The organism is Fundidesulfovibrio magnetotacticus (genome assembly GCF_013019105.1).
GTDB classification, from domain to species: Bacteria; Desulfobacterota; Desulfovibrionia; order Desulfovibrionales; family Desulfovibrionaceae; genus Fundidesulfovibrio; species Fundidesulfovibrio magnetotacticus.
Genome location: NZ_BLTE01000015.1, coordinates 1 through 24,922 on the forward strand (window position 1 = coordinate 1; position 24,922 = coordinate 24,922).

Annotated in this window: 22 protein-coding genes; 15 read left to right on the top strand and 7 right to left on the bottom strand. The window is 69.8% G+C overall.

Annotated elements, in window-relative coordinates; all coding sequences use genetic code 11:
* Window positions 1-235 precede the first annotated feature (235 nt).
* From NNJEOMEG_RS15225 to NNJEOMEG_RS15260, 8 genes are read left to right on the top strand one after another with little or no spacing between them, the layout of a single operon-like run.
* Entirely contained in the window at window positions 236-1,375 is a 1,140-nt protein-coding gene (locus tag NNJEOMEG_RS15225; protein ID WP_173086169.1) for a PP2C family protein-serine/threonine phosphatase, read from the top strand.
* Window positions 1,376-1,813: an ATP-binding protein gene (locus NNJEOMEG_RS15230; RefSeq protein WP_173085975.1), complete on the top strand. Its 438-nt coding sequence runs from the start codon at window positions 1,376-1,378 to the stop codon at window positions 1,811-1,813.
* A 22-nt stretch (window positions 1,814-1,835) separates the two neighbouring features.
* A complete protein-coding gene (locus NNJEOMEG_RS15235) occupies window positions 1,836-2,114 on the top strand; it encodes an STAS domain-containing protein (protein WP_173085977.1) in 279 nt (92 codons plus the stop codon).
* A gap of 8 nt (window positions 2,115-2,122) precedes the next feature.
* Entirely contained in the window at window positions 2,123-3,259 is a 1,137-nt protein-coding gene (locus NNJEOMEG_RS15240) for an Hpt domain-containing protein (RefSeq protein ID WP_173085979.1), read from the top strand.
* Window positions 3,256-5,226 carry a chemotaxis protein CheA gene (locus NNJEOMEG_RS15245; protein WP_173085981.1) on the top strand — a complete coding sequence of 657 codons (1,971 nt, stop codon included), beginning with the start codon at window positions 3,256-3,258 and terminating at the stop codon, window positions 5,224-5,226. Before NNJEOMEG_RS15240 ends, NNJEOMEG_RS15245 begins: the two co-directional genes overlap by 4 nt.
* Before the next feature lie 19 nt (window positions 5,227-5,245).
* Window positions 5,246-6,550, top strand: coding sequence for a two-component system sensor histidine kinase NtrB (locus tag NNJEOMEG_RS15250; protein ID WP_173085983.1), 1,305 nt, complete (start codon window positions 5,246-5,248; stop codon window positions 6,548-6,550).
* Window positions 6,547-7,761: a response regulator gene (locus NNJEOMEG_RS15255; RefSeq protein ID WP_173085985.1), complete on the top strand. Its 1,215-nt coding sequence runs from the start codon at window positions 6,547-6,549 to the stop codon at window positions 7,759-7,761. Before NNJEOMEG_RS15250 ends, NNJEOMEG_RS15255 begins: the two co-directional genes overlap by 4 nt.
* Window positions 7,758-8,912, top strand: a complete 1,155-nt coding sequence (locus tag NNJEOMEG_RS15260; protein WP_173085987.1) for an HD domain-containing phosphohydrolase — start codon at window positions 7,758-7,760, stop codon at window positions 8,910-8,912. Before NNJEOMEG_RS15255 ends, NNJEOMEG_RS15260 begins: the two co-directional genes overlap by 4 nt.
* Before the next feature lie 11 nt (window positions 8,913-8,923).
* Here the strand turns inward: NNJEOMEG_RS15260 and NNJEOMEG_RS15265 are convergent, their stop codons facing one another.
* From NNJEOMEG_RS15265 to NNJEOMEG_RS15275, 3 genes are read right to left on the bottom strand one after another with little or no spacing between them, the layout of a single operon-like run.
* Entirely contained in the window at window positions 8,924-10,063 is a 1,140-nt protein-coding gene (locus NNJEOMEG_RS15265) for a hypothetical protein (RefSeq protein WP_173085989.1), read from the bottom strand.
* Window positions 10,064-10,085: 22 nt separating this feature from the next.
* The gene (gene proB, locus NNJEOMEG_RS15270; protein ID WP_173085991.1) at window positions 10,086-11,228 is read right to left on the bottom strand and encodes a glutamate 5-kinase; all 1,143 of its coding nucleotides are present in this window, start codon (window positions 11,226-11,228) and stop codon (window positions 10,086-10,088) included.
* Window positions 11,229-11,243: 15 nt separating this feature from the next.
* Window positions 11,244-11,465, bottom strand: coding sequence for a hypothetical protein (locus NNJEOMEG_RS15275; RefSeq protein ID WP_173085993.1), 222 nt, complete (start codon window positions 11,463-11,465; stop codon window positions 11,244-11,246).
* Window positions 11,466-11,694: 229 nt separating this feature from the next.
* Here NNJEOMEG_RS15275 and NNJEOMEG_RS21025 point away from each other — a divergent pair, with 229 nt between their 5' ends.
* Entirely contained in the window at window positions 11,695-11,802 is a 108-nt protein-coding gene (locus NNJEOMEG_RS21025; protein WP_268885697.1) for a dual CXXC motif small (seleno)protein, read from the top strand.
* Window positions 11,803-12,036: 234 nt separating this feature from the next.
* Here the strand turns inward: NNJEOMEG_RS21025 and NNJEOMEG_RS15280 are convergent, their stop codons facing one another.
* Window positions 12,037-13,947 carry a right-handed parallel beta-helix repeat-containing protein gene (locus NNJEOMEG_RS15280; protein ID WP_173085995.1) on the bottom strand — a complete coding sequence of 637 codons (1,911 nt, stop codon included), beginning with the start codon at window positions 13,945-13,947 and terminating at the stop codon, window positions 12,037-12,039.
* A gap of 161 nt (window positions 13,948-14,108) precedes the next feature.
* Here NNJEOMEG_RS15280 and NNJEOMEG_RS15285 point away from each other — a divergent pair, with 161 nt between their 5' ends.
* The 3 genes from NNJEOMEG_RS15285 to NNJEOMEG_RS15295 all read left to right on the top strand — a co-directional run bounded on the left by NNJEOMEG_RS15285 (window position 14,109) and on the right by NNJEOMEG_RS15295 (window position 18,301).
* Window positions 14,109-14,618 (top strand): HyaD/HybD family hydrogenase maturation endopeptidase, encoded by a 510-nt coding sequence (locus NNJEOMEG_RS15285; protein WP_173085997.1) that lies wholly within the window; start codon window positions 14,109-14,111, stop codon window positions 14,616-14,618.
* Window positions 14,619-14,813: 195 nt separating this feature from the next.
* Window positions 14,814-16,391, top strand: coding sequence for a carboxylesterase/lipase family protein (locus NNJEOMEG_RS15290; RefSeq protein ID WP_268885698.1), 1,578 nt, complete (start codon window positions 14,814-14,816; stop codon window positions 16,389-16,391).
* Window positions 16,392-16,564: 173 nt separating this feature from the next.
* Complete coding sequence (locus NNJEOMEG_RS15295) at window positions 16,565-18,301, top strand: bifunctional metallophosphatase/5'-nucleotidase (RefSeq protein WP_173086001.1); 1,737 nt, start codon at window positions 16,565-16,567, stop codon at window positions 18,299-18,301.
* A gap of 131 nt (window positions 18,302-18,432) precedes the next feature.
* Here the strand turns inward: NNJEOMEG_RS15295 and NNJEOMEG_RS15300 are convergent, their stop codons facing one another.
* Window positions 18,433-19,581: a hypothetical protein gene (locus NNJEOMEG_RS15300; RefSeq protein WP_173086003.1), complete on the bottom strand. Its 1,149-nt coding sequence runs from the start codon at window positions 19,579-19,581 to the stop codon at window positions 18,433-18,435.
* A 478-nt stretch (window positions 19,582-20,059) separates the two neighbouring features.
* Entirely contained in the window at window positions 20,060-20,575 is a 516-nt protein-coding gene (tpx, locus tag NNJEOMEG_RS15305; protein WP_173086005.1) for a thiol peroxidase, read from the bottom strand.
* A gap of 159 nt (window positions 20,576-20,734) precedes the next feature.
* On the opposite strand from tpx, the gene NNJEOMEG_RS15310 reads away from it, so the two are divergent.
* From NNJEOMEG_RS15310 to NNJEOMEG_RS15320, 3 genes are read left to right on the top strand one after another with little or no spacing between them, the layout of a single operon-like run.
* On the top strand, window positions 20,735-21,688 hold the full coding sequence (locus tag NNJEOMEG_RS15310; protein WP_173086007.1) for a cation diffusion facilitator family transporter: 954 nt from the start codon (window positions 20,735-20,737) through the stop codon (window positions 21,686-21,688).
* Window positions 21,689-21,723: 35 nt separating this feature from the next.
* The gene (locus NNJEOMEG_RS15315) at window positions 21,724-22,140 is read left to right on the top strand and encodes a MarR family winged helix-turn-helix transcriptional regulator (protein ID WP_173086009.1); all 417 of its coding nucleotides are present in this window, start codon (window positions 21,724-21,726) and stop codon (window positions 22,138-22,140) included.
* Between the two features lie 11 nt (window positions 22,141-22,151).
* Window positions 22,152-23,570, top strand: a complete 1,419-nt coding sequence (locus NNJEOMEG_RS15320) for a sigma-54-dependent transcriptional regulator (RefSeq protein WP_173086011.1) — start codon at window positions 22,152-22,154, stop codon at window positions 23,568-23,570.
* A gap of 159 nt (window positions 23,571-23,729) precedes the next feature.
* On the opposite strand, the gene NNJEOMEG_RS15325 is transcribed toward NNJEOMEG_RS15320, so the two are convergent.
* On the bottom strand, window positions 23,730-24,860 hold the full coding sequence (locus NNJEOMEG_RS15325; protein WP_173086013.1) for a glycosyltransferase: 1,131 nt from the start codon (window positions 24,858-24,860) through the stop codon (window positions 23,730-23,732).
* Window positions 24,861-24,922 lie beyond the last annotated feature (62 nt).

The window sequence follows — 24,922 nt, forward strand, 5'->3', positions numbered from 1 at the left end:
GGTCGGTCCGTCATGCAACGCTTCAAACGATGCGTCGCCGTCCCTTACTCATACTTGGCTGATAAAGATCGTTTCCGTCTCCGCCCGTCGTGAACGTTGTTCCCGTCAGGCAGAAGGGGGCTTTTACGGGCCACAGGGGCAAACGTCAACGACTTTTTGCAAACAAAGGCACATTTTCCGAACCGAGTGCCAATTCCCCTTGAATTCTTTATTGAAAAGAGACAACTTGCACACCATGACGAACCTGCCGCAAAACCCGGAACACCCCGCCGACGCCCCCCTGATCCTCGTCGTGGACGACGAGGCCGTGAACCGCAAGGTGCTCACCTGGGCGCTCTCCGAGGCGGGCTTCCGCACACTCCCGGCCTCCAGCGGCCATGAGGCCCGCGAGCTTGCCCTGGCCCATCGGCCCGACCTGGTGATCCTGGACATCCTCATGCCCGGGGAATCCGGCTTCGACGTGTGCGAGAGCCTGCAGGGACACCCTGCCACCCGCGACATCCCCGTCATCTTCCTTTCAGGGCTCACGGACACCCTCGACAAGATCAAGGGCCTCGAACTGGGTGCCGTGGACTACGTGACCAAGCCCTTTTCCGGGGCCGAGGTCGTGGCGCGCGCGCGCATCCACCTGCGCCTGCGCCAGGCCCGGCAGGCCCTCATCGCCCAGCAGGCGGCCAGGCTTTCCACCCTGCGCCAGGCCCAGCAGGCCATGCTCGTGAACCCGCGCGAACTCCCCGAGGCTTCCTTCGCCGTGCGCTTCCTCACCCACGACGCCGCAGGGGGCGACATCTACGACGTCTTCCGGCACAGCGGGTCCATCCACGGCTACTTCCTGGCCGACGTGACCGGACACGACCTGGGGGCGAGCCTCATCACCCCCGCGCTCAAGAGCCTTATCCGCCAGAACGCCGGCCCCCTCTACGGTCCCGCCGAGACCTTCGCCACCATGAACGGCGTGCTCCGCCAGGTGCTGAGCGAAGGCCAGGTGGTCACCGCCAGCTACCTGGCCCTGAACCGCGCGTCGGGCAAAGCGACCCTGGTGCGAGCCGGGCATCCCGCGCCGGTGCTGGTGCGCAAGGGCGGCGCGGCCGAGTTCCTTGAACCCGAGGGGGACGTGCTGGGCGGCTTCGAAAGCGCGCACTTCGAAACCCTGGACCTGCGCCTGGGCCGGGGCGACCGCTTCCTGCTCTACTCCGACGGGCTCGTGGAACGCCACGGCCGCACCCACGACCAGGCCCGGGACCTTCTGGCCCGCGCCTGCGAACATGCCGCCGGGCTCCCCCTGGAAGATGCCGCCGACCACGTCCTGTCCGAGCTCCTGCCGGACGGCGAACCGACACACGACGATGTTGTCCTTTTGGTGGCCGAGGTGTAGATGAACAACGATCGCCCCGATCCGGGCCCCGGGCCTTCGGAGCACCCCGCGGCGCTGCGTATGAGCGTGCCGGCCAGTCTTGCGGCCATCGACCTGGCCGTGGAAGAGGTCAGGCGGCGCCTCCAGGCCAGCGCCCCGGAGGCGGACCTCTTCCCGGCGCTCACGGCGCTGCGCGAGGCCCTGCTCAACGCCGTGGTGCACGGCTGCCGACAGGACCCCGCCCTGGCCGTGGACCTGGAACTGAACGTGGACGGCAACGAGGCCATCATCCTGGTGACCGATCCAGGCCCCGGGTTCGACTGGCGGGAGCGCCCGCCGACCATGCCCCCGGCCGGGTCCACCAGCGGAAGGGGCCGCTGCATCATGAACCTCTACGCCCTGGCCGTGCGTTACAACGAGGCCGGGAACGGACTGACCCTGCGCCTGGCCCTGGCCTGAGCGCGACGGCAAGGAGTATCCCATGTCGGCGACCGTACGCCCCGAAACGAATCTGGTGGCCTCCCAGGCCGACGCCTTCAAGAGCCACCTCAAGGAGGCCTTGAGCGAGTCGCCCGGGGAGCTCACCGTGGACCTCTCCGGCGTTACCGCCGTCGATTCCGTGGGCCTGGGCGTGCTCATCGCCGCGCACAACACCCTGGCCAAGCAGGGCGGCGCGCTGCGGCTGGAAAACGTGCCCGGCGACATCCTCAAGCTGCTGCGGGCCATGCGCCTGGACCGCCACTTCCACGTCAACGCCTAGGGACGGCCATGGACTCCGACGACGACATCCTCGCCCTCTTCATCGAAGACGCCCAGGAGCACCTGGTCGGCATTGAGGCCTCCCTCATGGACCTGGAGCAGGACGCGCAGTGCGACCCCGAGCTGGTGAACACCATCTTCCGCGCGGCCCATTCCATCAAGGGCGGGGCGGGGTTCCTGGGGCTCGAGAACGTGCGCGAGCTGGCGCACAAGCTCGAAAACATCCTGCACATGGTGCGCGCGGGCGAGCTTGCGCCCTCCAGCGCCCTGGTCTCCCCGCTGCTCAAGGGGTTCGACCTCCTGCGCGCGCTCATCCACCAGGGCCTGGCCGGCAACGGGCAGGACATCTCCGGCTTCATCGCCGAGCTGACCGAGCTGGTGGCCGAAGGGCTCCCGCCCTCCCGCCAGGGCCACATTGAGCAGCGCCTGAGCATCCCCCTTCCCGGCGGGCAGGACGCCTTCGTCCTGGACCGGCTCACCCTGGAACAGGCCCTGGAGGGCGGCCGCTACATCTACCTCGTGGAGTACGACCTCATCCACGACGTGCACGCCCGGGGCAAGACGCCCCTGGACATCTTCGCGGTCATGGAGTCCAGCGGCCTGATCCTGGACTGCCGCACCGACCTGGCCGCCGTGGGCGACCTGGACGGCCCCGTGGGCAACGTGCTCCCCTTCTACCTGCTCTACGCCACCATCGTGGAGCCCGACGTGGTGGGCTACCTTTTCGCACTGGACGTCTCGCGCATCCGCGTGGTGGACCCGGCACTGCTCGCTCCGGCCAGGGAGGACGCAGCCCCGCCGCCGCAAGCCCTGCGCCTGGAGTTGCCCGCCCGATACGGCGCGCCCGAACTGGAGGACCTGCGCCAACGGCTGCTCGACTCCCTGGACGACGCCCCGGCCCTGGAACTGGACGCGGGGCGCGTGGAGAAGCCGGACGCCGCGCTGCTCCAGCTTCTTTGCGCCGCCCGGCGCTCCGCTTCCGCCAGGGGCAAGTCCCTGCGCCTGACGGGCCTGAGCCCCGAGGCCGCGGCCCACTGCGCGCGGCTGGGCTTCGCGCCGGGAACGCGCGCGGCCGCCGCCCTGCCCGAGTGCCACCTGCTCGGGCAGGGGGGAAACCTCCCGGGCCTGGGAGGGCTCAGCGCATGAACACCCTCGGTGCACTCTTCCAGGAAGAACAGCGCGAACACCTGGCCGAACTGGACGCCGCCCTGCTCGACCTGGACCGCGACCCCGCAGACAGCGGAGCGGTGGACCGCATCTTCCGCGCCCTGCATTCCATCAAGGGCGCCTGCGACATGTTCGGCCTCGCGGGCTGCGTGGCCCTGCTCCACGACGTGGAATCCCTGTGGGACCGCGTGCGCTGCGGCCTGTCGCCCGCGTCCCGCGAGCTGGTGGACGTCACCCTGCGCGTCAAGGACCACCTGGACCCCGTGGCCGAGAACGGGCAGGACCTCCCGGCGGACCTGGAACTCCTGGCGGGACTGGAGGCCTTGGTCGCGCCCCCCGCCCCCGCCAGGCCATCGCCCCCCGCCGCGCAGGCGGCGGCCCGCGCCCAGGACGCGCCGACCCGCTCCCTGCGCATCCGCCTCGCGCCCTCGGACCCGGGCCACTTCGCGCGCATGGACCCCGCCGCCCTCCTGGAAGAGCTTGCGGGGCTGGGCGAACTGCACGTGGAGGCCGACACCTCCGGGGTGCCCGCCCTGGAGGACCTCACCCCCATGGACTGCCGCCTTGCCTGGGACATCACCCTCGACACCGCCCAGGGCGCCGACAGCGTGCGCGACATCTTCCTTTTCCTGGAGAATCCTGGCGACGTGGTCGTGGAGGACGCCCCCGCGTCCGACCGCGCCGCCCCGGGGGAATGCCCCGGCCCGTCCACGGGCCGCCCTGTCCAGGCGGCCCCCCCTCCGGCCGCGAACGGCAGGCCCAAGCCCGTGCAGCAGGCCCAGAGCCTGCGCGTGGAAGCCGCCAAGCTCGACAACCTCGTGAACCTCGTGGGAGAACTGGTCATCGCCCAGGCCCGCCTCACCCAGGTGGCCTCCGACGTGGGCCTTTCCTCGCTCACGGCCGTCACCGAGGAGATCGAGCGTCTGGTGGGCGAGCTGCGCGACAACACACTCTCCATCCGCATGCTGCCCATCGGCACCACGTTCAGCCGCTTCCGCCGCCTCGTGCGCGACCTGTGCTCCGAACTGGGCAAGGACATCGCCCTTGAAGCCGAAGGCGGCGAGACCGAACTGGACAAGACCGTCATCGAACAGCTGGGCGACCCCCTGGTGCACCTGCTGCGCAACTCCATCGACCACGGCATTGAGGCCCCCGAGGCGCGCGAGGCCGTCGGCAAGCCCCGCCAGGGGCGCATCGTGCTCTCGGCCAAACAGGCGGGCGGGGCCGTGGTGATCCGCATCGCCGACGACGGCAAGGGGCTGGACCCGGCGCGCATCCGCGAAAAGGCCCTGGAGCGCGGCCTCATCGCCCCGGACGTCCGGCTCAGCGACCAGGAGTGCTGCCAGCTGATCTTCGCCCCGGGCTTCTCAACTGCGGAGAAGGTCACCAGCGTCTCGGGCCGGGGCGTCGGCATGGACGTGGTGAAGCGCTCCATCGAGGCCCTGCGCGGGGCCGTGGAGATCGACTCCGTTCCCGGACGCGGCGCCGCCGTCACCATCACCCTGCCGCTCACCCTGGCCATCATCGACGGCCTCCAGGTGCGCGCCGCCGACGAGCACTACATCATCCCCCTCTCCATGGTGGAGGAATGCGTGGAGCTTGCCGACGGCCGCCACTCGCGAGGGCGCACGCTGCACATCCGGGGCGAGATCGTGCCCTATGTGCGCCTGCGCGAGACGTTCCTCCTCCCGGGCGAACACCCGGGGCTCGAACAGGTGGTGATCACCCGTCACGAGAACGGCCGCACCGGCATCGCCGTGGACGAGGTGGTGGGCCAGCAGCAGACCGTGATCAAGAGCCTGGGGCGGCTCATCGGCCGCGTGGAGGGCATCTCCGGGGCCACCATCAACGGCGACGGCTCCATGGCCCTCATCCTGGACGTGCCCCAGCTGGTGGCCAGCGTGCTCCGGGAGACCGGAGCCGACCAGGAAACCTCGGCGACCTGACCCCGGCCGGAGCGCCCCCATGCCCCAGGACTCCCCCCCCAGCCCGGCCCCCCCGTCCGCCCCGGACGGCGACGCGCCGGAGGCCACCCTCCAGGGCCCGGCCTGCCTCCCGCCCGAGGAGGCCGGGGCCATGCTCCAGGCCATCCTCACCGGCATCCGCGCCGGGGCCGTCATCCTGGACCCCACCAGCTTCACCGTCACGGAACTCAACGGCGTGGCCGAGGAACTCTTCGCCATCCGCCGCCAGGACGTGATCGGGCGCAACTACCGGGAGCTCTCCGCCCGCCTCACCCCCCTGGAGCAGCCCTCCCCCGGGCCGCAGACGCGCGAGCAGGACGACATGGCCTTCGCCGGGGGGGAATTCCTGCTCGCCCGCCCGGGCGGGAAGTCCCTGCCCGTGTCGCGCACCATTCTGAACGCTTCCGTGGGCGGCAAGCGCCGCCTCATCGACATTCTCTTCGACATCAGCGAAAAAAAGACCATGGAGCGCGAGCTTGGCCTGGCCCGCAAGCTGGAGGCCATCGGCCAGCTGGCCTCGGGCATCGCCCACGAGATCAACACCCCCGTCCAGTACGTGGGCGGCAACCTGAGCTTCCTCAACGACGCCTTCACCGACCTCGCCGGCTACCTGGCCCGCCTGGAAGCCCTGGGCGACGCCCTGCGCGACGGCCGGGACTGGGCCCGGCTCCTCGAAGAGGCCGACAAGGCCCGCGGGGAACTGCGCGTGCAGGAGCTGCTGGACGAGATCCCCGGGGCCATCGCGGACTCGCTCACCGGGGTGGATCGCGTGGCCGTCATCGTGGGAGCCATGCGCACCTTCTCCCATCCCGGCCAGGCCGAGAGGCGTCTGGTGGACGTGAACAGGGCCGTGGAAGCCACCCTGGTCATCGCGCGCAACGAATGGAAGTACGACGCCGACGTGGAAACCGACCTCGACCCGGAGCTGCCCCTGCTCCCCTGCTCCCCCGGCGATTTCAACCAGGCCCTGCTCAACGTGGTGGTCAACGCGGCCCACGCCGTGAGCGAGCGCTTCCACGGCTCGGGGGCCAAGGGCGTCATCCGCATCTCCACCGCGCGCGACGGCGACTGGATGGAGATCACCGTTGGCGACACGGGCGTGGGCATCCCCAGGGAGAACCTGGAGCGCATCTTCGATCCCTTCTTCACCACCAAGGAGGTGGGCAAGGGCACGGGGCAGGGTCTGGCCATCGTGCATTCGGTGGTGAGCCGCCACGGCGGGGCCATCCGGCTGGATTCCACCCCCGGGGAAGGCACGCGCTTCACCCTGCGCTTCCCACTGGGCCGGGAAGGCGCGGCCGCATGAAGAAACGCATCCTCTTCGCCGACGACGACCCCCAGCTCCTGGCCGCCACGCGTCGCATGCTCTGGCACACGCGCGACCGCTGGGACCTCTCCTTCGCCCGCACCGCCGCACAGGCCCTGGACATCCTGCGCGACGCGCCCCACGACGTGGCCGTCTGCGACCTGCGCCTGCCCGACACCGGGGGACGCCGCCTGCTCAAGGAGGTCCGCAGGCTCTACCCCTGGATGCTGCGCATCGTGCTCACCGGCGACACGGACCAGGGACGCATCCTCCAGAGCGTGGCCGTGGCCCACCAGTTCCTGGCCAAACCCGTGTCCGCGCGGCAGCTGGAGGCCGTGATCGCCCGGGGCTGCACCCTGCGCGACGCCATCCTTTCCGAGCAGGTCAAGGCCCGCATCGGGCGCATCGACGCCCTGCCCGCCATGCCCGAGACCTTCACACGGCTCGTGGAGGCGGTGGAGGACGAGCGCGTTCCCGTGGAAGCCGTGGCCCGCATCGTGGCCGCCGACGTGGGGCTCTCCGCTGACGTGCTCCGGCTGGTCAACTCGGCCTTCTTCGGCCGGGCCGGGCGCGTGCGCGACGTGACCCAGGCGGTCACGTTCCTTGGGCTGTCCGCCATCCGCTCGCTGGCCATGGGCGTGGCGCTCATCAAGGCCTTCGACAAGGCCACCGCGCCGGGCATGGACTTCTCCCTGCTCTGGGAGCACAGCCAGCGAACGGCCGCCATGGCCCGACGCATCGCCCGTATGGAGGGGCTTTCGGCGGAGCGCCAGGAGGAGAGCTTCATCGCGGGCCTGCTGCACGACCTGGGCAAATACGTGCTCGCCCTGCGCGACACCCAGGCCTTCCGCGCCCTGGTGGACGAGGCCCGCGCCTCGGAGGTCGCCCTGGCCGAGGCCGAGGCGCGGCGCGGCGGCGCGGGGCACGCGGCGGCCGGGGCCTATCTTCTCGGACTCTGGGGCCTGCCCGACGCGGTGCTGGAGGCCGTGGCCTTCCACCACGCCCCGGGCGCTCCGGGACTTTCCGGCATGTCCCCGGTGCTCGCCGTGCACGCGGCCAATTCCCTGGAACACGACATCGTGCGCATCCATTCGGGCTACGCCCCCCACCCCCTGGACACGGAGCACCTGCGCTCCCTGGGCCTGGAAGAGCGCGTGGAGGACTGGCGGCAGGAGTGCCTGGCGATGCGCCAAAACGGAGAAGCCCCATGACCGTGCTCTTCGTGGACGACGACGAACGGGTGCTCGCCATGTTCGCCCGCACCCTGGCGAGCCGCTTCCAGGTGGAGACGCGCTCCGACCCCGCCGAGGCCCTGGAGCTGGTGCGCAAGGGCAGCGTGGCCGTGGCCGTGGCCGACCTGCGCATGCCCGGCATGGACGGGATGGAGTTCCTCGCCCGGGCAGGCGAGTTGAGCCCCAACACGGTGAAGATCGTGCTCACGGGGCACGCGGACCTGGAGTCCGCCATGGCGGGGGTCAACGAGGGGCGGCTCTTCCGCTTCCTCACCAAGCCGTGCGACACCCAGACCCTCGTGCGCGCCCTGGAGGCGGCCCTGGAGCAGCACCGGCTGGTCACGGCCGAGAAGGAGCTTCTGCGGGGCACGCTGCACGGCTGCATCAAGGTGCTCACGGAGATTCTGGGCCAGACCAACCCCGAGGCCTTCGGCCGGGCCGAGCGCATCAAGCGCCTGGCCAGGGCCATGGCCCCGCGCCTGCGCCTGAAGGACCCCTGGAAGGTGGAGCTGGCGGCCATGCTCTCGCAGATCGGGTGCATCTTCATCCCGGAGGAGATCGTGCAGCGCGGCAGTTGCGACGGCTCGCTCTCGCCGGAGGAGCTGCAGATCTACCACATGCACCCCACGGTGGGGTCCCAGCTGCTCTCGAGCATCCCCCGCCTGGAGGACGTGCGCGAAATGATCCGCCATCAGGAGGACTCCCTGGCGGACAACCCCGCCCAGCCGCGCGGGGCGCGCCTTCTCAAGATCTGCCTGGATTTCGACGCGCTGGAAAGCTGCCTGGGCTCCAAGGTGGACGCCGTGGGCCGCCTGAAGCAGACCCCCGAGCGCTACGACCCGGCCATCCTGGAGGCCTTCGAGCGCTACGTGCTGGCCGACACCGGGGTGGTGCCCCGCGACATCCGCCTCGCGGAGCTGCGCGAGGGCATGATCCTTGGCGAAGATCTTATGAGCGAGACCGGGGCCATGCTCCTGGCCAAGGGCCTGGAGGTGAACCCCTACAGCCTCATGCGCCTGCGCAATCTGGCCAAGGCCCAGAAGGTGCGCGAGCCCTTCCGCGTGCTGGTTCCCATGACGGGGGCGGCCTCACGCCAGGAGGACGCCGCCGGGGAACAGGCGGCGGGGTAGGCCTCCCCGCGTCAGCGGGCCAGGGCGGCGGCCACGGCTGGGGCCAGGGCGCGGGCCAGCTTCTCGCGCCCGGAGAGGGAGAGGTGCTCGCAGGCCTGGTCGCGGTCCACGAAATCCTGCGAGTCGAGAAGCTCCGCGAGGTCCAGGAACTGCCCGCCCGCGCCGCGCACCACGCGCTCCAGGGCGTCCATGTCCCGGCGCAGCAGGGCCTTGAAGCCCGGCCCCAGGAGGCGCCGGGCCTCTTCGGCGTCCACGGGCGTGGCGTAGGCCAGCACGGGAATCCCGGCCCGGACGAAGGCCCGCACGGCCTGGGCGGTCTGGACCGCCATGGGGTGTTCCTCCTCCACGGGCGCGCTCATGTAGTTTTCCAGGAACCGGGCGCGCACGCCCTGCTCGTAGGCGTCCAGCCCCCGGGGCTCGGGGCCGAAGGCGGCGGGGTCCCGGGCGTTGTCGCGGAACCATGCCCGGGCCACGCTTTCGGGCACCGGGGCTTCGCCCCGGGCGGCCAGGAAGTCCTCCAGACTTTGGCCCGCGAGGCGCGAGGGCAGCCGCGAGAGCCACAGGGCGGCGTCCGGAGAGCGGCCCAGGGCGGGGAGGAAACGCGTCACGCGGGCGTAGAGGTAGTCCGGGCCGAAGAACCAGTCGCTGGAGAAGCTGCGCGGATTGAGCGAGATGAGCGCCAGACGGGGCTTGCGGGCGGCGTGCCCCAGCAGTTCGCCGTAGCGGCCGTAGACCAGGGGGGTGTAGCCCGCGCCCGAAAGCCCTCTCACGGCGGGCGCGCGCACCACGGCGCCCCGGGCCGCCCCGGCCTCGCCCTGGCGGGCCAGCTCGCGGGCCAGGAGTTCGTCCAGGGAGGTGCGGGCCTCGTGGGCGGAGTGGCCGCCCATCACCGAGTCGTTGAGGTAGAGCACGTCCGGGGCCTGCCTGGTCAGCTCGCCCAGGAGGTCGCGGGCCATGGCCTGGTGGAAGGCGTCCTGGGCCAGGGGCGAGGCCGGGTCGGCCGGTGCGGTGAGGCCCCGGGCCACCAGGGCGCGGCAATCGGCGCGAAAGGCGCGCCAGTCGAGCCAGAGGGCCGCGGCCAGGGCCGCCAGGCAGGCGGCCAGGGCCAGGGTGCGCACTCGTCCGCGCCGGGGAGGGGCCTGGGGCTTCACGTCTTGGCGCCCAAGACCGCGTTCAGAGGGCTGCGTCCAGGACCATGTTGTCGCGGTGCACGGCCTCGGGATAGGGGGCCTGACCCAGCACCTGGGCGATGTGCCCGGACTTGAGGCCCATGATCTTCTTGAGGTCCCCCGCGTCGTAGTTGGCCAGGCCCACGCCCACGGTCTGGCCCTGGAAATCGAGGATGCGCACCACGGCGCCCTTCTCGAAGTCGCCCTCCACGCGTACGATGCCCGCGGGCAGCAGGCTCTTGCCGGACTGGCGCAGGGCCTGGGCCGCGCCCTGGTCCACCCAGAGGCCGCCCCTGGGGTCTGCGGTGTAGGCCAGCCAGTACTTGCGGCGCGAGATGGGGCGTCCTTCGGCGGCCACCCAGGTGCCCAGGTCCTCGCCCGCGAAGGCGCGGGAGAGGCGGTCCGGCTCGCGCCCGGCCACGATAAGCGTGGGCACGCCCAACTGGGCGGCGCGGCGGGCCGAAAGGAGCTTGGAGTGCATGCCGCCGGTGCCCGAGGCGGTCTTGCCCCTGCACATGGCCTCCAGGTCCAGGCAGGCGATGTCCTCGATGCAGGGACGGTGGGCGGCCTTGGGGTTCTCGGCGGGGTTTTCGGTGAACACGCCCTTGGCGGAGGTGAGGTTCACGAAGAGGTCGGCCCCCACCACGCCCACCAGGAGCGAGGCCAGGCAGTCGTTGTCGCCGTAGACCAGCTCCTGCACGGCCACGGTGTCGTTCTCGTTGACCACGGGCAGGCTGCGCCAGGAGAGGAGCGTGCGCAGAGTGTTGCGCACGTTGAGGTAGCGTTCGCGCCCTTCCAGGTCGTCTCGCGTGAGCAGGAGCTGCGCGGTGACGATGCCCATCTCGCCGAAGGCCTCGTCGTAGGCGTGCATGAGCCTGCTCTGTCCGATGGCCGAGGCGGCCTGGCGGTCGGGGAGCCCGGCCAGCTCCTGCTGGCGGATCACGGCGCGCCCGGCGGCCACCGCGCCGCTGGAGACCAGGAGCACCTCCCGGCCCGTGCGATGGAGTGCGGCGATGTCTTTGGCCAGGCTTTTCACCACGGCCAAATCCACGCCGTTGCCAGAGGTGAGCACGGCGCTGCCGGCCTTGACGACGATGCGCCTGGCCTTGGCCAGGCATTCGGCTTTCTGTGTTTTCCAGTCTTCCATGGGAGTTTGTTTGCGTCAGGAGCCCAGGTCGAAGAGCGCCCCCAGGTCCACCTCGGGGGTGCGGAGGTTGGTGGACGGCTGCCGGAAGCCGAAGAAGGTCTGCCGGGAGGAGAAGCCCTGCATGTCCTCACCGGCGGCCAGGGCCTTGTCCTGGGCCAGGAGGCTGCGCACCTTGGGGACAAGGGGCAGTTTGGTGTTGTCCTCCGGGATTCCGGTGGACCCCCAATCGTCGCTCATGGGCCTCTTCCTCGCGCCGGGACGGGTGGAAACGGCTTGCATCCGGCGCTGAAGTCCTTATAGCCATTTCCTGCGCGTTTGACTACCGGCGAACCCTGTCCGTGCGGCGCGTATTCTTCCTGGAGTGTTGCGGATGACGTTTTTCAGGTCGGGGCCGCGTTTCAAGACGCCCGAGTGCCCGGAATGCGGCGGCCGGGTCCAACCGGCCAGGCTCTGACGCGAGGCCGTGGTGCGCTGCAGGTCCTGCGGCAGGCATTTTCCGTTGACTCAGTTCGCCGACATGCTCGACGAGGACTGGGAGAACTACTACGCCTCGTTCCCCATGGACCGTCTCTAGGCGGGCCGACACTCCTTGATGGCCCAGGCCTGGACGGGCCGATGCTCCTCCATAGGACCGTCCCTGGACGGGCCGAAACATCCATAAGCCCGTCCCTGGACGGCCCGGATTTCCCCCGTGGCCCAGGCCTGGACAGGCCGGAAATCCTCCATGGACCGGCTCCGGGCGGACCGAAGTTCCCCTCGGACCGACTCCGGGCAGGCAGCCCCCCCCGACATCCGGCCGAACGCCCGGTCAGCGCTCCTCGCACCCGCAATCGCAGAAACAGACCGGCCTGGCCGGTCCCGGGTCGTCCTCGTCCTCGCCGTGGAAGCCGAACCCAGCAAACGCCGTCGCCCAGGTCGTCACCGGCTCGCCGTCCGCGCCCTTGAGCCCCACCGGAACCAGCACCGAGACCAGCTCCCACCCCTCGAAGCCCTCGGGCAGGGACGCGCGCAGCACCCGCCCGTCAACGCAGGCCTCCAGCGCGGCCCGCGCCCCGCATGAAGACTCCGCCACCAGCTTCACCGGCCCCGGCCCGGCCAGACGCGCCGAAAAGTACAGGTCCAGCCTCGCCCCCTGGCGCGCCAGACGCACCAGACGGGGCCGCTCCGCGTAGCCCTCGGGGGCCTTCTCCGGCTTGAGGAACACGAAGGCCGGCCCGTCGAGGAGCCTCCCCGAGGCGTCGCAGGCCCCGGCCGGCGCGCCCGCCGGGGAGCGCCAGGCCCGCCTTCCCGGCCAGTCCAACCGGGGCCGCAGGACCACGGGCACGCCCGGCGGCGCGGGCGGGTCCACGCGCATGTCCCAGGCCTCGGGGTCGGCGTAGGCCGCGCCCGGGACCTCGCGGCCGAGGCGCTCCTGACCCAGGGCCTGGAAGCGCGCCGGGAAGGGGATGTTGGTCAGGTCGCCGTCCAGGCGCACGCCCTTGGGCCAGGCCTTGCGCAGGAAGTCGCTGCCCGCGAAGCGGTCGTCGGGGCCAGGCGCGGGGGACGCGCCGCAGTCCGAGAGGGAATCCTCCCGCGAGCGCTCCGTGAAGAGCACCGCGTTGGAGAGATGCTGCAGGCGCGTGGTGTTGCCGCTCTTGATGAGCGAGGCGCGCAGCAGCCAGCTGTTGTGGAAGGCGAACACCGGCCCCCGGGGCATTCCCCCCTTCTTGTCGTACTTGTAGACCTTGCCGCCCCGGTTGGGGTCCAGCTCCGTGCCGGGAGGGTCCACGGCTACGCCCCGGTTGGCGAAGAAATACCAGAAGCCGCCTTCCACCTCGTCCAGGGAGAACCAGGCGTGGGCGTCGCGGATGCGGTTGTGGCTCACCCACCAGTTGTGGGCCTGGCGCTCGGGCTCCACCACGTTGTCGCGGATGCGCCTGAGCGTGTTTCCGGTGAACTCCACGTTGTGGTTCTGGGCGTAGGCGGGCTTCTTGTCGGCCTTCATGCGCATGCCGTTGAAGGCGTCGGCGATCTCGTTGCGCCGGATCACCACGCTGCCGGGGATGCCCAGGCTGCCGAAGATGCCGCCGTTGTAGTAGAAGTAGCGCTTTCGTTTGGCGTCGAGCCAGAGCAGGTCGCGCCAGATGGAGCCGGTGGGGTCCTGGGTCCAGCGGTTGTCCTCCAGGAGGATGTGGTGCGTGTCCTGGCCGCGCGCGTAGACCATGTAGCGGCTGTCCACGCAGGTGACGCGGCGCACGGTGATGTAGGAGCTGTCCTGGATGTAGAGCAGGCAGGGCCAGCAACTGGCGGCGTGGAAGTTCTCGAACTCCAGCCAGGAGCAGCCCACGGCCTTGAAGAAGGCGAAATGGCGCAGGTCCGGGAGCATGGAATCGCGCGGGACGCCCCCAAGCCCGCCGTCCAGGAGCGTGCGCGCGCCCAGGCCCCGGATGGTCACGGGGGCGCGGGGGCGTCCGGCGATGTCCGTGAGCGTGACGGGCTTGCAGGCCGGGGGGTTGCCGGTCTGCTCGTCGAAAAGGATGGGCGGCCAGTATTTGCCGGGCAGAAGCTGGAGGATGTCGCCGGGGTAGACGCAATGGAGGGCGTCCTGCAGGGTGCGCGTCTCCACGAAATGGCCGCCCAGTTCCGGCGGAAGCCTGCGGCAGTCGCCCTTGTAGGTGATGTAGAGCACCCGGCGGCCGTTCTCCACCCCGAAGGGCAGCGGGCGTTCGCTTCCGGACATGATGGCCCCCATGAATTTTGCGACATACTATACAATTGCGCGAAACCTGTTCGTCTGCACGATCCAAGCAATGCCCGTACCGGTTTCCGGCGTCAAGGGAGGCTCTTGCCTGGAGGCCCGATGCCGGGCATGATGCGCCGCAGTTCGCGCAAGGAGAGGTCATGGACGGGCAACGCAGGATTCTGGTGCTGGGCGTGGGAAACATCCTCTACACCGACGAGGGCGTGGGCGTGCGCTGTGTGGAGCGCCTGGAGCGCGACTACGAGTTCACCCCCAACGTGACGCTCCTGGACGGCGGCACGCTGGGCATGCGCCTGATGGACGCCCTGCTCAACGCCGACACGGCCATCGTGGTCGATGCGGTGCTGGGCGGCCAGACCCCGGGCTCCATCTACCGCTGCACCGGCGACGACCTGCGCAAGTCCCTGGCCTTCAAGGACTCCATGCACCAGACCGATCTGGTGGACACCCTCATCTACTGCGACCTGCTGGGCAACCGGCCAGAGTGCGTGGTGCTGGGCATCGAACCCCACGACTACCAGACCATGGCCGTGGAGCTTTCCCCCCTGCTCTCCGAACGCCTGGACGATCTGGCGGCCTTCGCCCTCAAGGAGATCGAGGCGGCCGGCGGCGGCTTCAAGCCCCGCCAGCGCCTGCACGCCGAGGCCTGACGCCTCCCGGCGCGCCCGGGCCTACGGGCCGCCCGGGCCGCGTCCATCCAGCGCCCGGCGACTCCGGGAGGCCCCATGCCAAGCCGCGCCGCAACTCCGGCCCCGATCCGGCATCCTGCGCACGTTCGGGGGGCCGGCTCGCCGGTCGCCCCTCCCGCCGACGCGCCCTTCGGCTCTTCCCGCCGCTTGCCGTTGATGTCGGCCCTGGCCCTGCTTTTGGCCCTCCTCGCATGCGCCACCGCGCGCGCCGCCGACGCGTCCCTCCAGGCGCCCGTTGTCCTGGATTCCGGCCCCGTGACCGGCCTCGCCCTGCCCGGCCTGCACGCCTACCTGGGCATCCCCTACGCCGCGCCCCCCGTGGGCGCCCTGCGCTGGCGGCCTCCCCAGCCCCCGGCCGCCTGGAGCGAACCCCGCCCCTGCACGGCCTTCGGCCCCGGCTGCCCCCAGCCCGCCCAGAAGCCGGAGGGCCGCTTCAGCGAGGACTGCCTCACCCTCAACGTCTGGACCCCGGCCGCGAGCCCGGGCGGGAAGCTCCCCGTGATGGTCTGGGTGCACGGCGGCGGCTTCAACTTCGGCGCTTCGTCCCAGCCCGAGTACGACGGGGCCGAACTGGCCCGCCGGGGCGTGGTGACGGTCACCCTCAACTACCGCCTGGGGCCGCTGGGCTTTCTGGTCCATCCGGCGCTGGACGGCGAATCTTCCCACGGCGTCTCGGGCAACTACGGCCTTCTGGACCAGATGGCGGGCCTCGCCTGGGTGCGCCGCAACATCGCGGTTTTCGGGGGCGACCCGGACAACGTGACGCTCTTCGGGCAGTCGGCCGGGTCGCGCTCGGTGTCGCTCCAGCTTTTGAGCCCGCTCTCGGAGGGACTCTTCCGGCGGGCCATCGCCCAGAGCGGCGGGCCGGTGATCGGCTCGGAATACCTGAGTCCCGTCTTCGACGGCGACCGCCCGCGCGCCGCGCGCATGGGCCTGGAACTGGCCCGCCGCCTGGGCGCGGACGGCGCCCCGGACCCGTTGGCCGTCCTGCGCGCGGCCACGGCGGACGAGGTGGTGCGTGCGGCGGCCTGCGACACCGGGCTCTTCGCGGAGGAGATCTTCTTCAGCCCGGTCTTCGACGGCTGGGCGCTGCCCGCCGACCCGGGAGCGGCCATCGCCTCGGGGCGCATGCACCCCGTGCCCGTCATGACCGGGAGCACGGCCAACGAGGGCGCGGCCTACCTGGGCCGCGAAAAGAATCTGGACCGCGCCCGCTACGAAACGTTCCTCAAATCTCGCTTCGGGGCGCGATGGCGCGAGGCCGCCGCCGCGTTCCCGGCCCGGGCCGACGCGGACGTGCCCGGAGCCATCGACCGCGTGGTCACCGTGGGGGCCAACGTCGAGCCCGCGCGGTTCATGGCCCGCTCCCAGGCGTCCCGCGGGCGCAAGGCCTGGCTTTTCCATTTCTCCCGCGTGCCCGGCACCGACCTGGCCCGCCGCTTCGGCGCGCACCACGGCGTGGACCTGGCCTACGTCTTCGGCAACCTGGAGCCGCCCCAGGCCTACGACGCCACGGACAGGGAGCTTTCGCGCCAGGTGATGGACTACTGGACCAACTTCGCTCGCACCGGGAACCCCAACGGCCCCGGCCTGCCCCCCTGGCCCGCCTGCCGCCCGGGAAGCGAGCCCGTGATGGATTTCGGCGACGCCCCGCGCCTGCGCCGGGAGCTTTTCCCCCGCCAGGCGGACTTCGTGGCGGGCGTCTCCCGCTTCCCGCGCGAGGCTCGCCCGTGAACGCGCACGCCGACGCCCCCCCGGGCGACCTTTCGGACCGCCCTCCGGCCGGTCTTACGAGCGATCTCGCGGTCGACCCCGAAGGCGCTCGCACGGGCATGCCCGCGGGCGGCCTTGACGCGGCCAACGCTCCTCGGGCATGCACCGGATGTCCCAGAGCAGGAGGCTCGTCCATGCACTCTGTTTTCCCGTCCGCCCCTCCCCGGCGGCGCGGCCGCTTCACCGGCCCGGCCTCCCTGGCCTTGCTGCTGGCCGTGCTGCTGGCGGCCTTGTGCCCCTTGGCCGGACAGGCCGCCGAAAAGGCGCGGCACGGGGCTCAACCGGCGGCCCAGACCGCCGCGAAGCCGTCCGCCCAGCCCCTGCGCCTGACCATCCTGCACACCAACGACGTGCACGCGCGCATTCAGGAGTTCAACCGCTTCGGCCAGACCTGCACGCCCGAAGAATCCTCCAAGGGAGAATGCTTCGGCGGCTTCCCCCGCCTGGCCGCCGCCGTGGCCGCCCGTCGCGCCAAGGGCGGCAACGTGCTGCTCCTGGACGCGGGGGACCAATTCCAGGGCACCCTCTTCTACACCGTGCTCAAGGGGCGGCCCTCCCGCGACGCCATGAACGCCCTGCGCTACAACGCCATGACCCTGGGCAACCACGAATTCGACGACGGCCCCGAGGTGCTGGTGGAAACCTTCCTGAACGGGCTCTCCTTCCCGGTGCTGGCGGCCAACGTGGACGCCTCGGGCTTCGAGCCGCTCAAGGAGCGCATCGCGCCGTGGTCCGTGATCTCTGTTGGCGGACGCAAGGTGGGGCTGGTGGGCCTGGCCTACGAGGACACGGCCTCCATCTCCGCCCCCGGCCCGGACGTGGCCTTCGGCGACGCCCGCCAGGCCCTGGAGCGCGGCGTGAAGGCCGTTACCGCCCAGGGCGCGGACATCGTGGTGGCCCTCACCCACGTGGGCTACGGCCGCGACAAGGAGCTGGCCGCCTCGGTGGACGGCGTGGACGTGATCGTGGGCGGCCACACCCACACCCTGCTCTCCTCCACCGATCCCAAGGCAGCCGGCCCCTACCCCACGGTGGTTCCCTCTCCTTCGGGCAGGCCGGTGCTCGTGGTGCAGGCCGAGGCCTGGGGCAAGTACCTTGGCGAACTCACTGTTGATTTCGACGCCTCGGGCGTACCTTCGGCCTGGAGCGGACAGCCCCTGCTCCTGGACGCCTCCATGGCCCAGGACCCGGCGCTTCTGGCCAAGGCCCGGGGCTGGCAGGAGGAGCTTGCCCCCTTCCTGAACCAGCCGGTGGGCAAGGCCGCAGAGGCCCTGCCCTTTGATTGCCGCTTCGGCGAGTGCGTTCTCGGCTCCGTGCTGGCCGACGCCGTACGCATGGCGGGCAAGGCCCAGGGGGCGCAGGCGGCCTTCGTCAACGGCGGGGCCATCCGCACGGGGCTGCGCGCCGGGGACGTGAGCCAGGGCGACCTGCTGGCGGTCTACCCCTTCGCGGACACCGTGGCCACGTTCCAGCTCTCGGGCAAGGACCTGCTGGCCGTGCTGGAACACGGCGTGGGGGCCGCTTCCGACCCCTCGGCCAAGGGCACGGGGCGCTTCCTCCAGGTGTCGGGCATTCATTATTCCTTCGACGGACGACGCCCGGAGGGCCAACGCATCGTCACGGCCTCCATCCAGGGGGCAGACGGCGGCTTCACCCCCGTGAACCCGGAGGCCCTCTACACCTTGGCCACCACCAGCTACCTCCTCAAGGGCGGCGACGGCAACGCCGTGCTCAAGGACGGCGCGCGCCGGGTATACGCCTTCGGCAAGTCCGTGTCCGACGCTCTGGCGGACTACGTGGCCAGCCACTCGCCCCTGCCCGCGCGTCCCGAGGGACGCATCACCCGCCTGGGCGACGCCCTGCCCCAGTAGGCCACGGCGAACAAAACGAAGCCCCCCGCCGGGACGTACCCGGCGGGGGGCTTATGGCGTTCGAGCAGCATCCGTGTTTTCTCCGTGGGAGATGGACGGTCTTACGATGCGTTGACTTCGGACCCCGAGCGTCACTCCTTCCTGGCATCCCGAGCGTTCTTGATAGCTTGGGCGCTTGCCTTGGCAGTCTCCCTCAGCGTGATGATGAGTTCCTTGACCACGTTGCCCCATGGGGCCTGCGCTTCGGAATTGAACTGCGAGAAGGCGTTCTCCTGGGTCACGTTCCAGTTGAAGGCCCGCTCCATTTCCTCGATGGTCAACTTCCCTCCGTTAAGATGCACGAACAGGCGACCCTGACGCAGTGCATGGCGACGGTCTTTGATTCTTTCCGCCTGATCCCACAAGGCCTTCGCCATGCGATAGCTGAAGACTGACATCGTAACGAGCAGGCCGAACAGCGTGAATGTCTTGATGAATCCCGACACCAGAACAGACCAATGTATCGACTTTGTGTACGACACTTCGCCATATATATTATGTGTTATGTCGACACTCACGTTTGCCTGAGACACATCACTGAACACAAATTGATGCGCATAATATATTGCAACGGTCATCAACAATACACCAGCGCTTGCCGCAACATACCCTATCATCTTGTACGTGTCCGACTTGCGACTCAGATAGGCAAGCGCCTTCTCGACAAACAAGTCCGTCACGGCAAGGTTGTAATTTCTTATTGTGTTTGGGAGCCGCAGAAATGCCTGCTCCATTCCACTCTCGGACTCCTTCAACCTACTGCCCTCGCAACAAGTTGCTTTCCCTTCCGCCTTGGTTTCTTCCGGGTCACCAGCCTCGTCGGCCGCATGCTTCTTCTCGGTGGTTTCAACATCCTGCGCCGCGAGTATTTCCTCCATCCGGAAGCCCTTGGCGCTGGCCAATCCCCTGAGGCTCAAGAGATAGTCATCTTCTGCGTCCTTGAAGGAGAACTTATTGCCCTCGTGGCAAGACGACAGTCTTTCGATTATCCCGAGCACACCATGCCTAAGGACTAGCCGCCGGAACACCTTCGCCGTTATTTCATCGTGGAGATTGTCGAATTTACTTTCACAGGCCTCACTTCCAAACATAGACGCGATGGTATTTTTCCCAGTCTGAAACGGACTCCAGATAATCTCTTGAATCTTTTTGATTTTATCGCAGTCATTCTCAGTGGGACGCTCGTCTGCTTTGACATCCTCTTCAGGCGCGACATCCTGCGGACTTTGGCCGTTCTGCATGGTAATCCTCCACATGGCATTTTCCATAGCATAGCAAATACGGCATAAACTTGGCCATCGCAGTGCTACTCATGAAACAAATCGATATATATCCACATGCAATAATTGCCCCCGTTCATTCACCCGTGCTTGATGCTAGACAGGCGCAGCATCCGGGGAAGCGCAGCAACCTGCTGTACGGGGCCTCTAGGGCGCCAATTGTGACGAAAGACCTTTCAGGATGCGCTGCGGCAGAACAACCATCACCTCAGGCAGGGAACTACGCATCGGGCCTGGCAACTGTGCGAGTCTTGCCAAGGTTTGTTTTGACGCGCTGAAGCAATGACCTTTCAAAAGTAAGCCCCCCGCCGGGAAGGTTCCCGGCGGGGGGCTTTGCGTTTCAACGGCTTTCCGGCGGCGCGGGGCGGGCATTGCGCGGTCCGGCCTCGCGGCCGGGGACCTCCCACCCGCTCAACCCGCCCCCGCCGCCGGACGCCCGCTAGACCAGCGTCTTCGCCACGGCCAGGGCCGCGTCGTAGTCGGGTTCGTGGGTCACTTCGGGGACGATCTGGGCGTGGCGCACCACGCCTTCACCGTCCAGCACGAACACCGCGCGCGCCAGCAGGCGCAGCTCCTTGATGAGCACGCCCCAGGCCTGGCCGAAGGCGGCGTCGCGGTGGTCGGAAAGGGTGACCACCTGGTCGATCCCCGCCGCCGCGCACCAGCGCTTCTGGGCGAAGGGCAGGTCCATGCTGATGGTCAGGATGCGCACGTCGGCCCCAAGCTTGGAGGCCTCGGTGTTGAAGCGCCGGGTCTCCATGTCGCACACGGGGGTGTCCAGGGAGGGCACGGCGGCCACCACCAGCACCTTGCCCGCGTAGTCGGCCAGGGTCTTGGGGTTGAGGTCGTTGTCCAGGACGGTGAAGTCCGGGGCCTTGGTTCCAACGGTCAATTCGGGACCCAGAAGGGTCAACGGGTTGCCGAAGATGGTCACCACGCCTTTGCGTTCGCTCATGGCGATCTCCTTTTCATCGAAATTTCCGGTACCCTAGCGCAAAGCTCCGCCCGCGTCAGCCCTTTCCGAGACATTTCGAAGAAGAAGTTTGACACTCAAAGCAATTCGAACTATTATCTTGATGTTCAAATTACACGACACTCAAGACAAGGACGCTCCATGCACACCCACGACCACGGCCCCTGCGGCTGCACCCACGCCACCCCCCATGCCCCCGGACACTCCCATGACCACGCCGGATGCGGCCACGACCACTCCCACCACCACGGCGAGCGCGGGGCGCGCCTGGTGTTCTGGCTCACGGTGGTCACCATGGCGGCGGAGATCCTGGCGGGCTGGTCCTTCGGGTCCATGGCGCTCCTGGCCGACGGCTGGCATATGGCGGGGCACGCGGGAGCCATGGCCGTGGCCTGGTTCGCCTACGTCTTCGCGCGCCGCCACGCCGACAACCCCGATTTCGTCTTCGGCTCGGGCAAGGTGAACGCCCTTGCGGGGTTCGCCTCGTCCATCGGGCTGGGCCTTGCGGCGCTCTTCATGGGCGTGGAATCACTGGTGCGTCTCTTCTCGCCGGTGCGCATCGACTTCACCGAGGCCACCGTGGTCGCCGCCCTGGGCCTGGCCGTCAACGTGGCCAGCGCCTGGCTCCTGCGCGACGAGGACCACTCCCACGCCCACGACCACAACCTCAAGGCCGCCTACTTCCACGTGATGGCCGACGCCCTCACCTCGGTGCTGGCCATCGCGGCGCTCCTGGGCGGACGCTACGCGGGGTGGGTCTGGCTGGACCCGCTCATGGGCGTGGTGGGCGCGGTGGTGGTGGGGCGCTGGGCCTGGGGCCTTCTGGTGCAGACCTCGCGCACGCTCCTGGACCATAGCGCCGCGCCGGAGCTGGTGGCCGAGTTGCGCCGCAAGGTGGAGAGCTGCGGGGCCAACGTGCGCGAACTCTCCGTGTGGCAGGTGGGGCCCAAGCGGCTGGCCGCGCAACTCACCCTGGAGGATGCCGCGCCGCGCCCCCCCGAACACTACAAGGCGCTGCTGGACGGCGTGGACGGACTGGCCAGCGTGCTCGTGGAGGTGCACCCCTGCCCCTGCCCCATGGAACAGGAGGGTTGATTGCAAATTAAACCTCCCGAGGATAGTATGCCTGCATGTCCGATCTGGAGAGCCTGAGCGCCCAAATCCTCGAATTTTACGAGAAGCTTTCCTCGTGGGAGCACGCCGTGGCCCGCGACAGCCCCCTCACGCTGCCCCAGACACACGTCCTCGAGGTGCTGGGGCAGCACCCGCCCCTGCGCATGAAGGAGCTGGCCGCCAAGATGGGCGTGACCACCGGCACCCTCACCGTGGTGGTGGACCGCCTGGAGCGCCTGGACATGGTGGCCAGGACCCCCAACGAGGCCGACCGGCGCTCGGTGCTCGTCACGCTCACGGAGCGCGGGCGCGCCCTCTTCGAGGAGCACCACAAACACCACCTGGACCTGGCCCGCGACCTCTTCGCCGCCCTCTCCGAGGACGAAACCAGGGTCTTCGCGGGCATCCTGCGCAAACTCAACATGGCCTTCTGAAGGGGACCGGCGTGGGCAGCGTGCTCATCATCGACGACGACCTCCCCATCCGCGAAGCCCTCTCCCGCGTGGTGGAAAGCCTGGGACTCAACGCCGAGGAGTCCCCCAGCCTGCGCGAAGGCCTGCGCAAGGCCAGGTCGGGTAATTACGACGTGGTGCTTTTGGACGTGCGCCTGCCCGACGGCAACGGCCTGGACGCCATCGGCGAACTCCAGAGCGCCCAGAGCCGCCCGGAAGTGATCGTGATCACCGGCTGGGGCGACCCCGACGGCGCGGAAGCCGCCATGCGCCGGGGCGCGTGGGACTACATCGAGAAGCCCCCCACCCTCAAGGCCATGACCGGCCCCCTGCTCTCGGCCATGGCCTACCGGGGATCGAGGCCGCGCTCCTCCCTGGGCGGCTTCGCCTGGGACGGCGCGGCCGGACAGCACCCAGGCCGCATGGCCTGCCTGGAACAGGCCGCCCGCGCCGCGCGCAGCGAGGCCGCCGTGCTCATCACCGGCGAGACCGGCACGGGGAAGGAACTCTTCGCCCGGGCCATCCACGCCAACTCCCGCCGCGCCACCGGACCTTTCGTGCCCGTGGATTGCGCCGCCCTGCCCTCCACCCTGGCCGAGAGCCTGCTCTTCGGCAGCGAACGCGGGGCCTACACCGGCGCGGACCGCCCCCGCGAAGGCCTGATCCTTCAGGCCCACGGCGGCACGCTCTTCCTGGACGAGGTGGGCGAACTGCCCCTGGACGTGCAGAAAACCTTTCTGCGCACCCTCCAGGAGCGCAAGGTGCGCCCCGTGGGAGGCCCCGTGGAGCGCCCCTGCGATTTCCGCCTCCTGGCCGCCACCCACCGGGACCTGGACGCCATGGCCGAAGCCGGGGAATTCCGCGAGGACCTGCTCTTCCGCCTGCGCGGCATGGTCATCGCCCTGCCCCCGGTGCGCGAACAGCCCGGCGACGTGCTCACCTTCGCCGCCCACTTCCTGGACCAGGCCTGCGCGCGCCACGGCGCGGCCCCCAAGCGCATCTCCCCGGCGGCCGAGGCCGCGCTGACGGCCTATTCCTGGCCGGGCAACATCCGCGAAATCCAGAACGTGGTGGAGGGCATGGTGGCCCTGGGTCTGGAGGAGCCGGAACTGCACCCCGTGCACCTGCCCGTGCACCTGCGCATCCAGGTGGCCCGCGGGCAGATGCGGGACCGCGAGATCCAGCTCCAAGCGCCTTCGGCCGCGCACTCCCCGCCGCCGCCCCCGGAGACGGACCTGCCCTCCACGCCCCCGACCCTCAAGGTCTACCGCCAGGCCATGGACCGGCTCTACCTGGAGCGCCTGCTGGATGAATCGGGCGCAAACCCCCGCGAGGCCTGCCGCATTTCCGGGCTTTCGCGCTCCAGGCTCTACGCCCTGCTCAAGGAGCACGGACTCAGGCTCTCTGGCTAGCGCGGCGTTCTCCGGCCGGATTGCCGGGGCGCAAGACGGAACAGTCGCCCGTCGTCATGAGATGCGTCGTCCGTTCGTTCCCGGAAGCGCGTGAAGCGGCGGCGTCCTGCCTTGCCCAGCCGTCGACCGGGCCGCGGCCGTCCCGACGGAGCGCCCGCCTCAGCCCCCCGCCAGTTCCCGGTAGAGCGCCAGCACGGCCGTCTCCATCAGTCGCGGAGCGAAGCGCTCCGTGGCCGCCAGGGCGGCACCCCCGGACAGGCGGGAGCGCAGGGGCTCCTCCCCGGCCCGCAGGATGGCCCCGGCCAGGGCGGCCGGGTCGCCGGGCGCGACGGTGAGCCCCGTCGCGCCGTGCTCGTTCACCCACGGCACCCCGGAGCCCGCGATGCGCGTGGAGACCACCGGACAGCCGCAGGCCATGGCCTCCAACTGCACCATGCCGAACATCTCCGCCCGGGTGGTGGAGGGCAGGCAGAACACGCGGCTGAAGCGGTAGTGCGCCGAAAGCTCGCCCTGAGGCACGCGCCCGAGCAGCACGGCCCGGTCCTCTAGGCCCCGCTCGCGGATGCGCGCCCGCAAAGCCTCTTCCATGGGCCCCGATCCCCCCATGAGCGCCACCCACTCGGGCGGCAGGTGCGCCATGGCCTCCACCAGCACGTCGAAGCCCTTGTAGGAGGCCAGCCGCCCCAGGGCGAACACGGCCTTGCGCCCGGCGAAGCGCCGCTCCAGGCGCTCCAGGGCCGCGCGGTCCGTGAGCTCCGGGGCAAAGGGGGCCGGGTCCAGCCCGAAGGGGATCACCACGGATTTGCCTCGGAAGGCCTGGGCATACTCCGAGGCCTCCAGGTGGGCGGGCGTGGCCCCGATCACGGCGTCGGCCCGCCGGGCCAGCCAGTTGCCCAGCAGGGCACGGTAGACCACGTTGAGGGCGCGCTGGCGCACCACGTCGGAGTGCCACTGCAGCACCACGCGCGCGCGGGGCCTCACCCAGCGCAGGGCCAGGGCGGCCATGGGGTTGGGGCAGTGCACGTGGAGGATGTCGTAGTCCGGGGCCAGGCGGGAGAGAAGCTTCGCGTAGTCCTGGGACATGGGCGTGGAGGCCGCCACGATGGGCGCACAGGCGCGGCGCACCGTGTAGCCGTTCCAGAGCTCCACCCCGCCGGGGCCCTTGGGATCGAAGCAGAGCACGTCGCTTTGCACGCCCCGGCGCGTGAGGCCCTCGGCCAGCTGGAAGGTGACGGTCTCTATGCCCCCCTCAACGGGGGGATAGAACTTGCCCAGGTGCAGAACCCGCATCAGATGGCTCCCCGCGCACCTCGGCCCGCACGACTGCCGCATGCCGCCGCGATGAATATCCC

Bases quoted from the DNA above. Each gene is read 5' to 3' on its own strand.
- NNJEOMEG_RS15225 (WP_173086169.1), top strand. From the start codon at position 236: ATGACGAACCTGCCGCAAAACCCGGAACACCCCGCCGACGCCCCCCTG.
- NNJEOMEG_RS15230 (WP_173085975.1), top strand. From the start codon at position 1,376: ATGAACAACGATCGCCCCGATCCGGGCCCCGGGCCTTCGGAGCACCCC.
- NNJEOMEG_RS15235 (WP_173085977.1), top strand. From the start codon at position 1,836: ATGTCGGCGACCGTACGCCCCGAAACGAATCTGGTGGCCTCCCAGGCC.
- NNJEOMEG_RS15240 (WP_173085979.1), top strand. From the start codon at position 2,123: ATGGACTCCGACGACGACATCCTCGCCCTCTTCATCGAAGACGCCCAG.
- NNJEOMEG_RS15245 (WP_173085981.1), top strand. From the start codon at position 3,256: ATGAACACCCTCGGTGCACTCTTCCAGGAAGAACAGCGCGAACACCTG.
- NNJEOMEG_RS15250 (WP_173085983.1), top strand. From the start codon at position 5,246: ATGCCCCAGGACTCCCCCCCCAGCCCGGCCCCCCCGTCCGCCCCGGAC.
- NNJEOMEG_RS15255 (WP_173085985.1), top strand. From the start codon at position 6,547: ATGAAGAAACGCATCCTCTTCGCCGACGACGACCCCCAGCTCCTGGCC.
- NNJEOMEG_RS15260 (WP_173085987.1), top strand. From the start codon at position 7,758: ATGACCGTGCTCTTCGTGGACGACGACGAACGGGTGCTCGCCATGTTC.
- proB (WP_173085991.1), bottom strand. From the start codon at position 11,228: ATGGAAGACTGGAAAACACAGAAAGCCGAATGCCTGGCCAAGGCCAGG.
- NNJEOMEG_RS15275 (WP_173085993.1), bottom strand. From the start codon at position 11,465: ATGAGCGACGATTGGGGGTCCACCGGAATCCCGGAGGACAACACCAAA.
- NNJEOMEG_RS15280 (WP_173085995.1), bottom strand. From the start codon at position 13,947: ATGTCCGGAAGCGAACGCCCGCTGCCCTTCGGGGTGGAGAACGGCCGC.
- NNJEOMEG_RS15285 (WP_173085997.1), top strand. From the start codon at position 14,109: ATGGACGGGCAACGCAGGATTCTGGTGCTGGGCGTGGGAAACATCCTC.
- NNJEOMEG_RS15290 (WP_268885698.1), top strand. From the start codon at position 14,814: ATGTCGGCCCTGGCCCTGCTTTTGGCCCTCCTCGCATGCGCCACCGCG.
- NNJEOMEG_RS15295 (WP_173086001.1), top strand. From the start codon at position 16,565: ATGCACTCTGTTTTCCCGTCCGCCCCTCCCCGGCGGCGCGGCCGCTTC.
- NNJEOMEG_RS15300 (WP_173086003.1), bottom strand. From the start codon at position 19,581: ATGCAGAACGGCCAAAGTCCGCAGGATGTCGCGCCTGAAGAGGATGTC.
- tpx (WP_173086005.1), bottom strand. From the start codon at position 20,575: ATGAGCGAACGCAAAGGCGTGGTGACCATCTTCGGCAACCCGTTGACC.
- NNJEOMEG_RS15310 (WP_173086007.1), top strand. From the start codon at position 20,735: ATGCACACCCACGACCACGGCCCCTGCGGCTGCACCCACGCCACCCCC.
- NNJEOMEG_RS15315 (WP_173086009.1), top strand. From the start codon at position 21,724: ATGTCCGATCTGGAGAGCCTGAGCGCCCAAATCCTCGAATTTTACGAG.
- NNJEOMEG_RS15325 (WP_173086013.1), bottom strand. From the start codon at position 24,860: ATGCGGGTTCTGCACCTGGGCAAGTTCTATCCCCCCGTTGAGGGGGGC.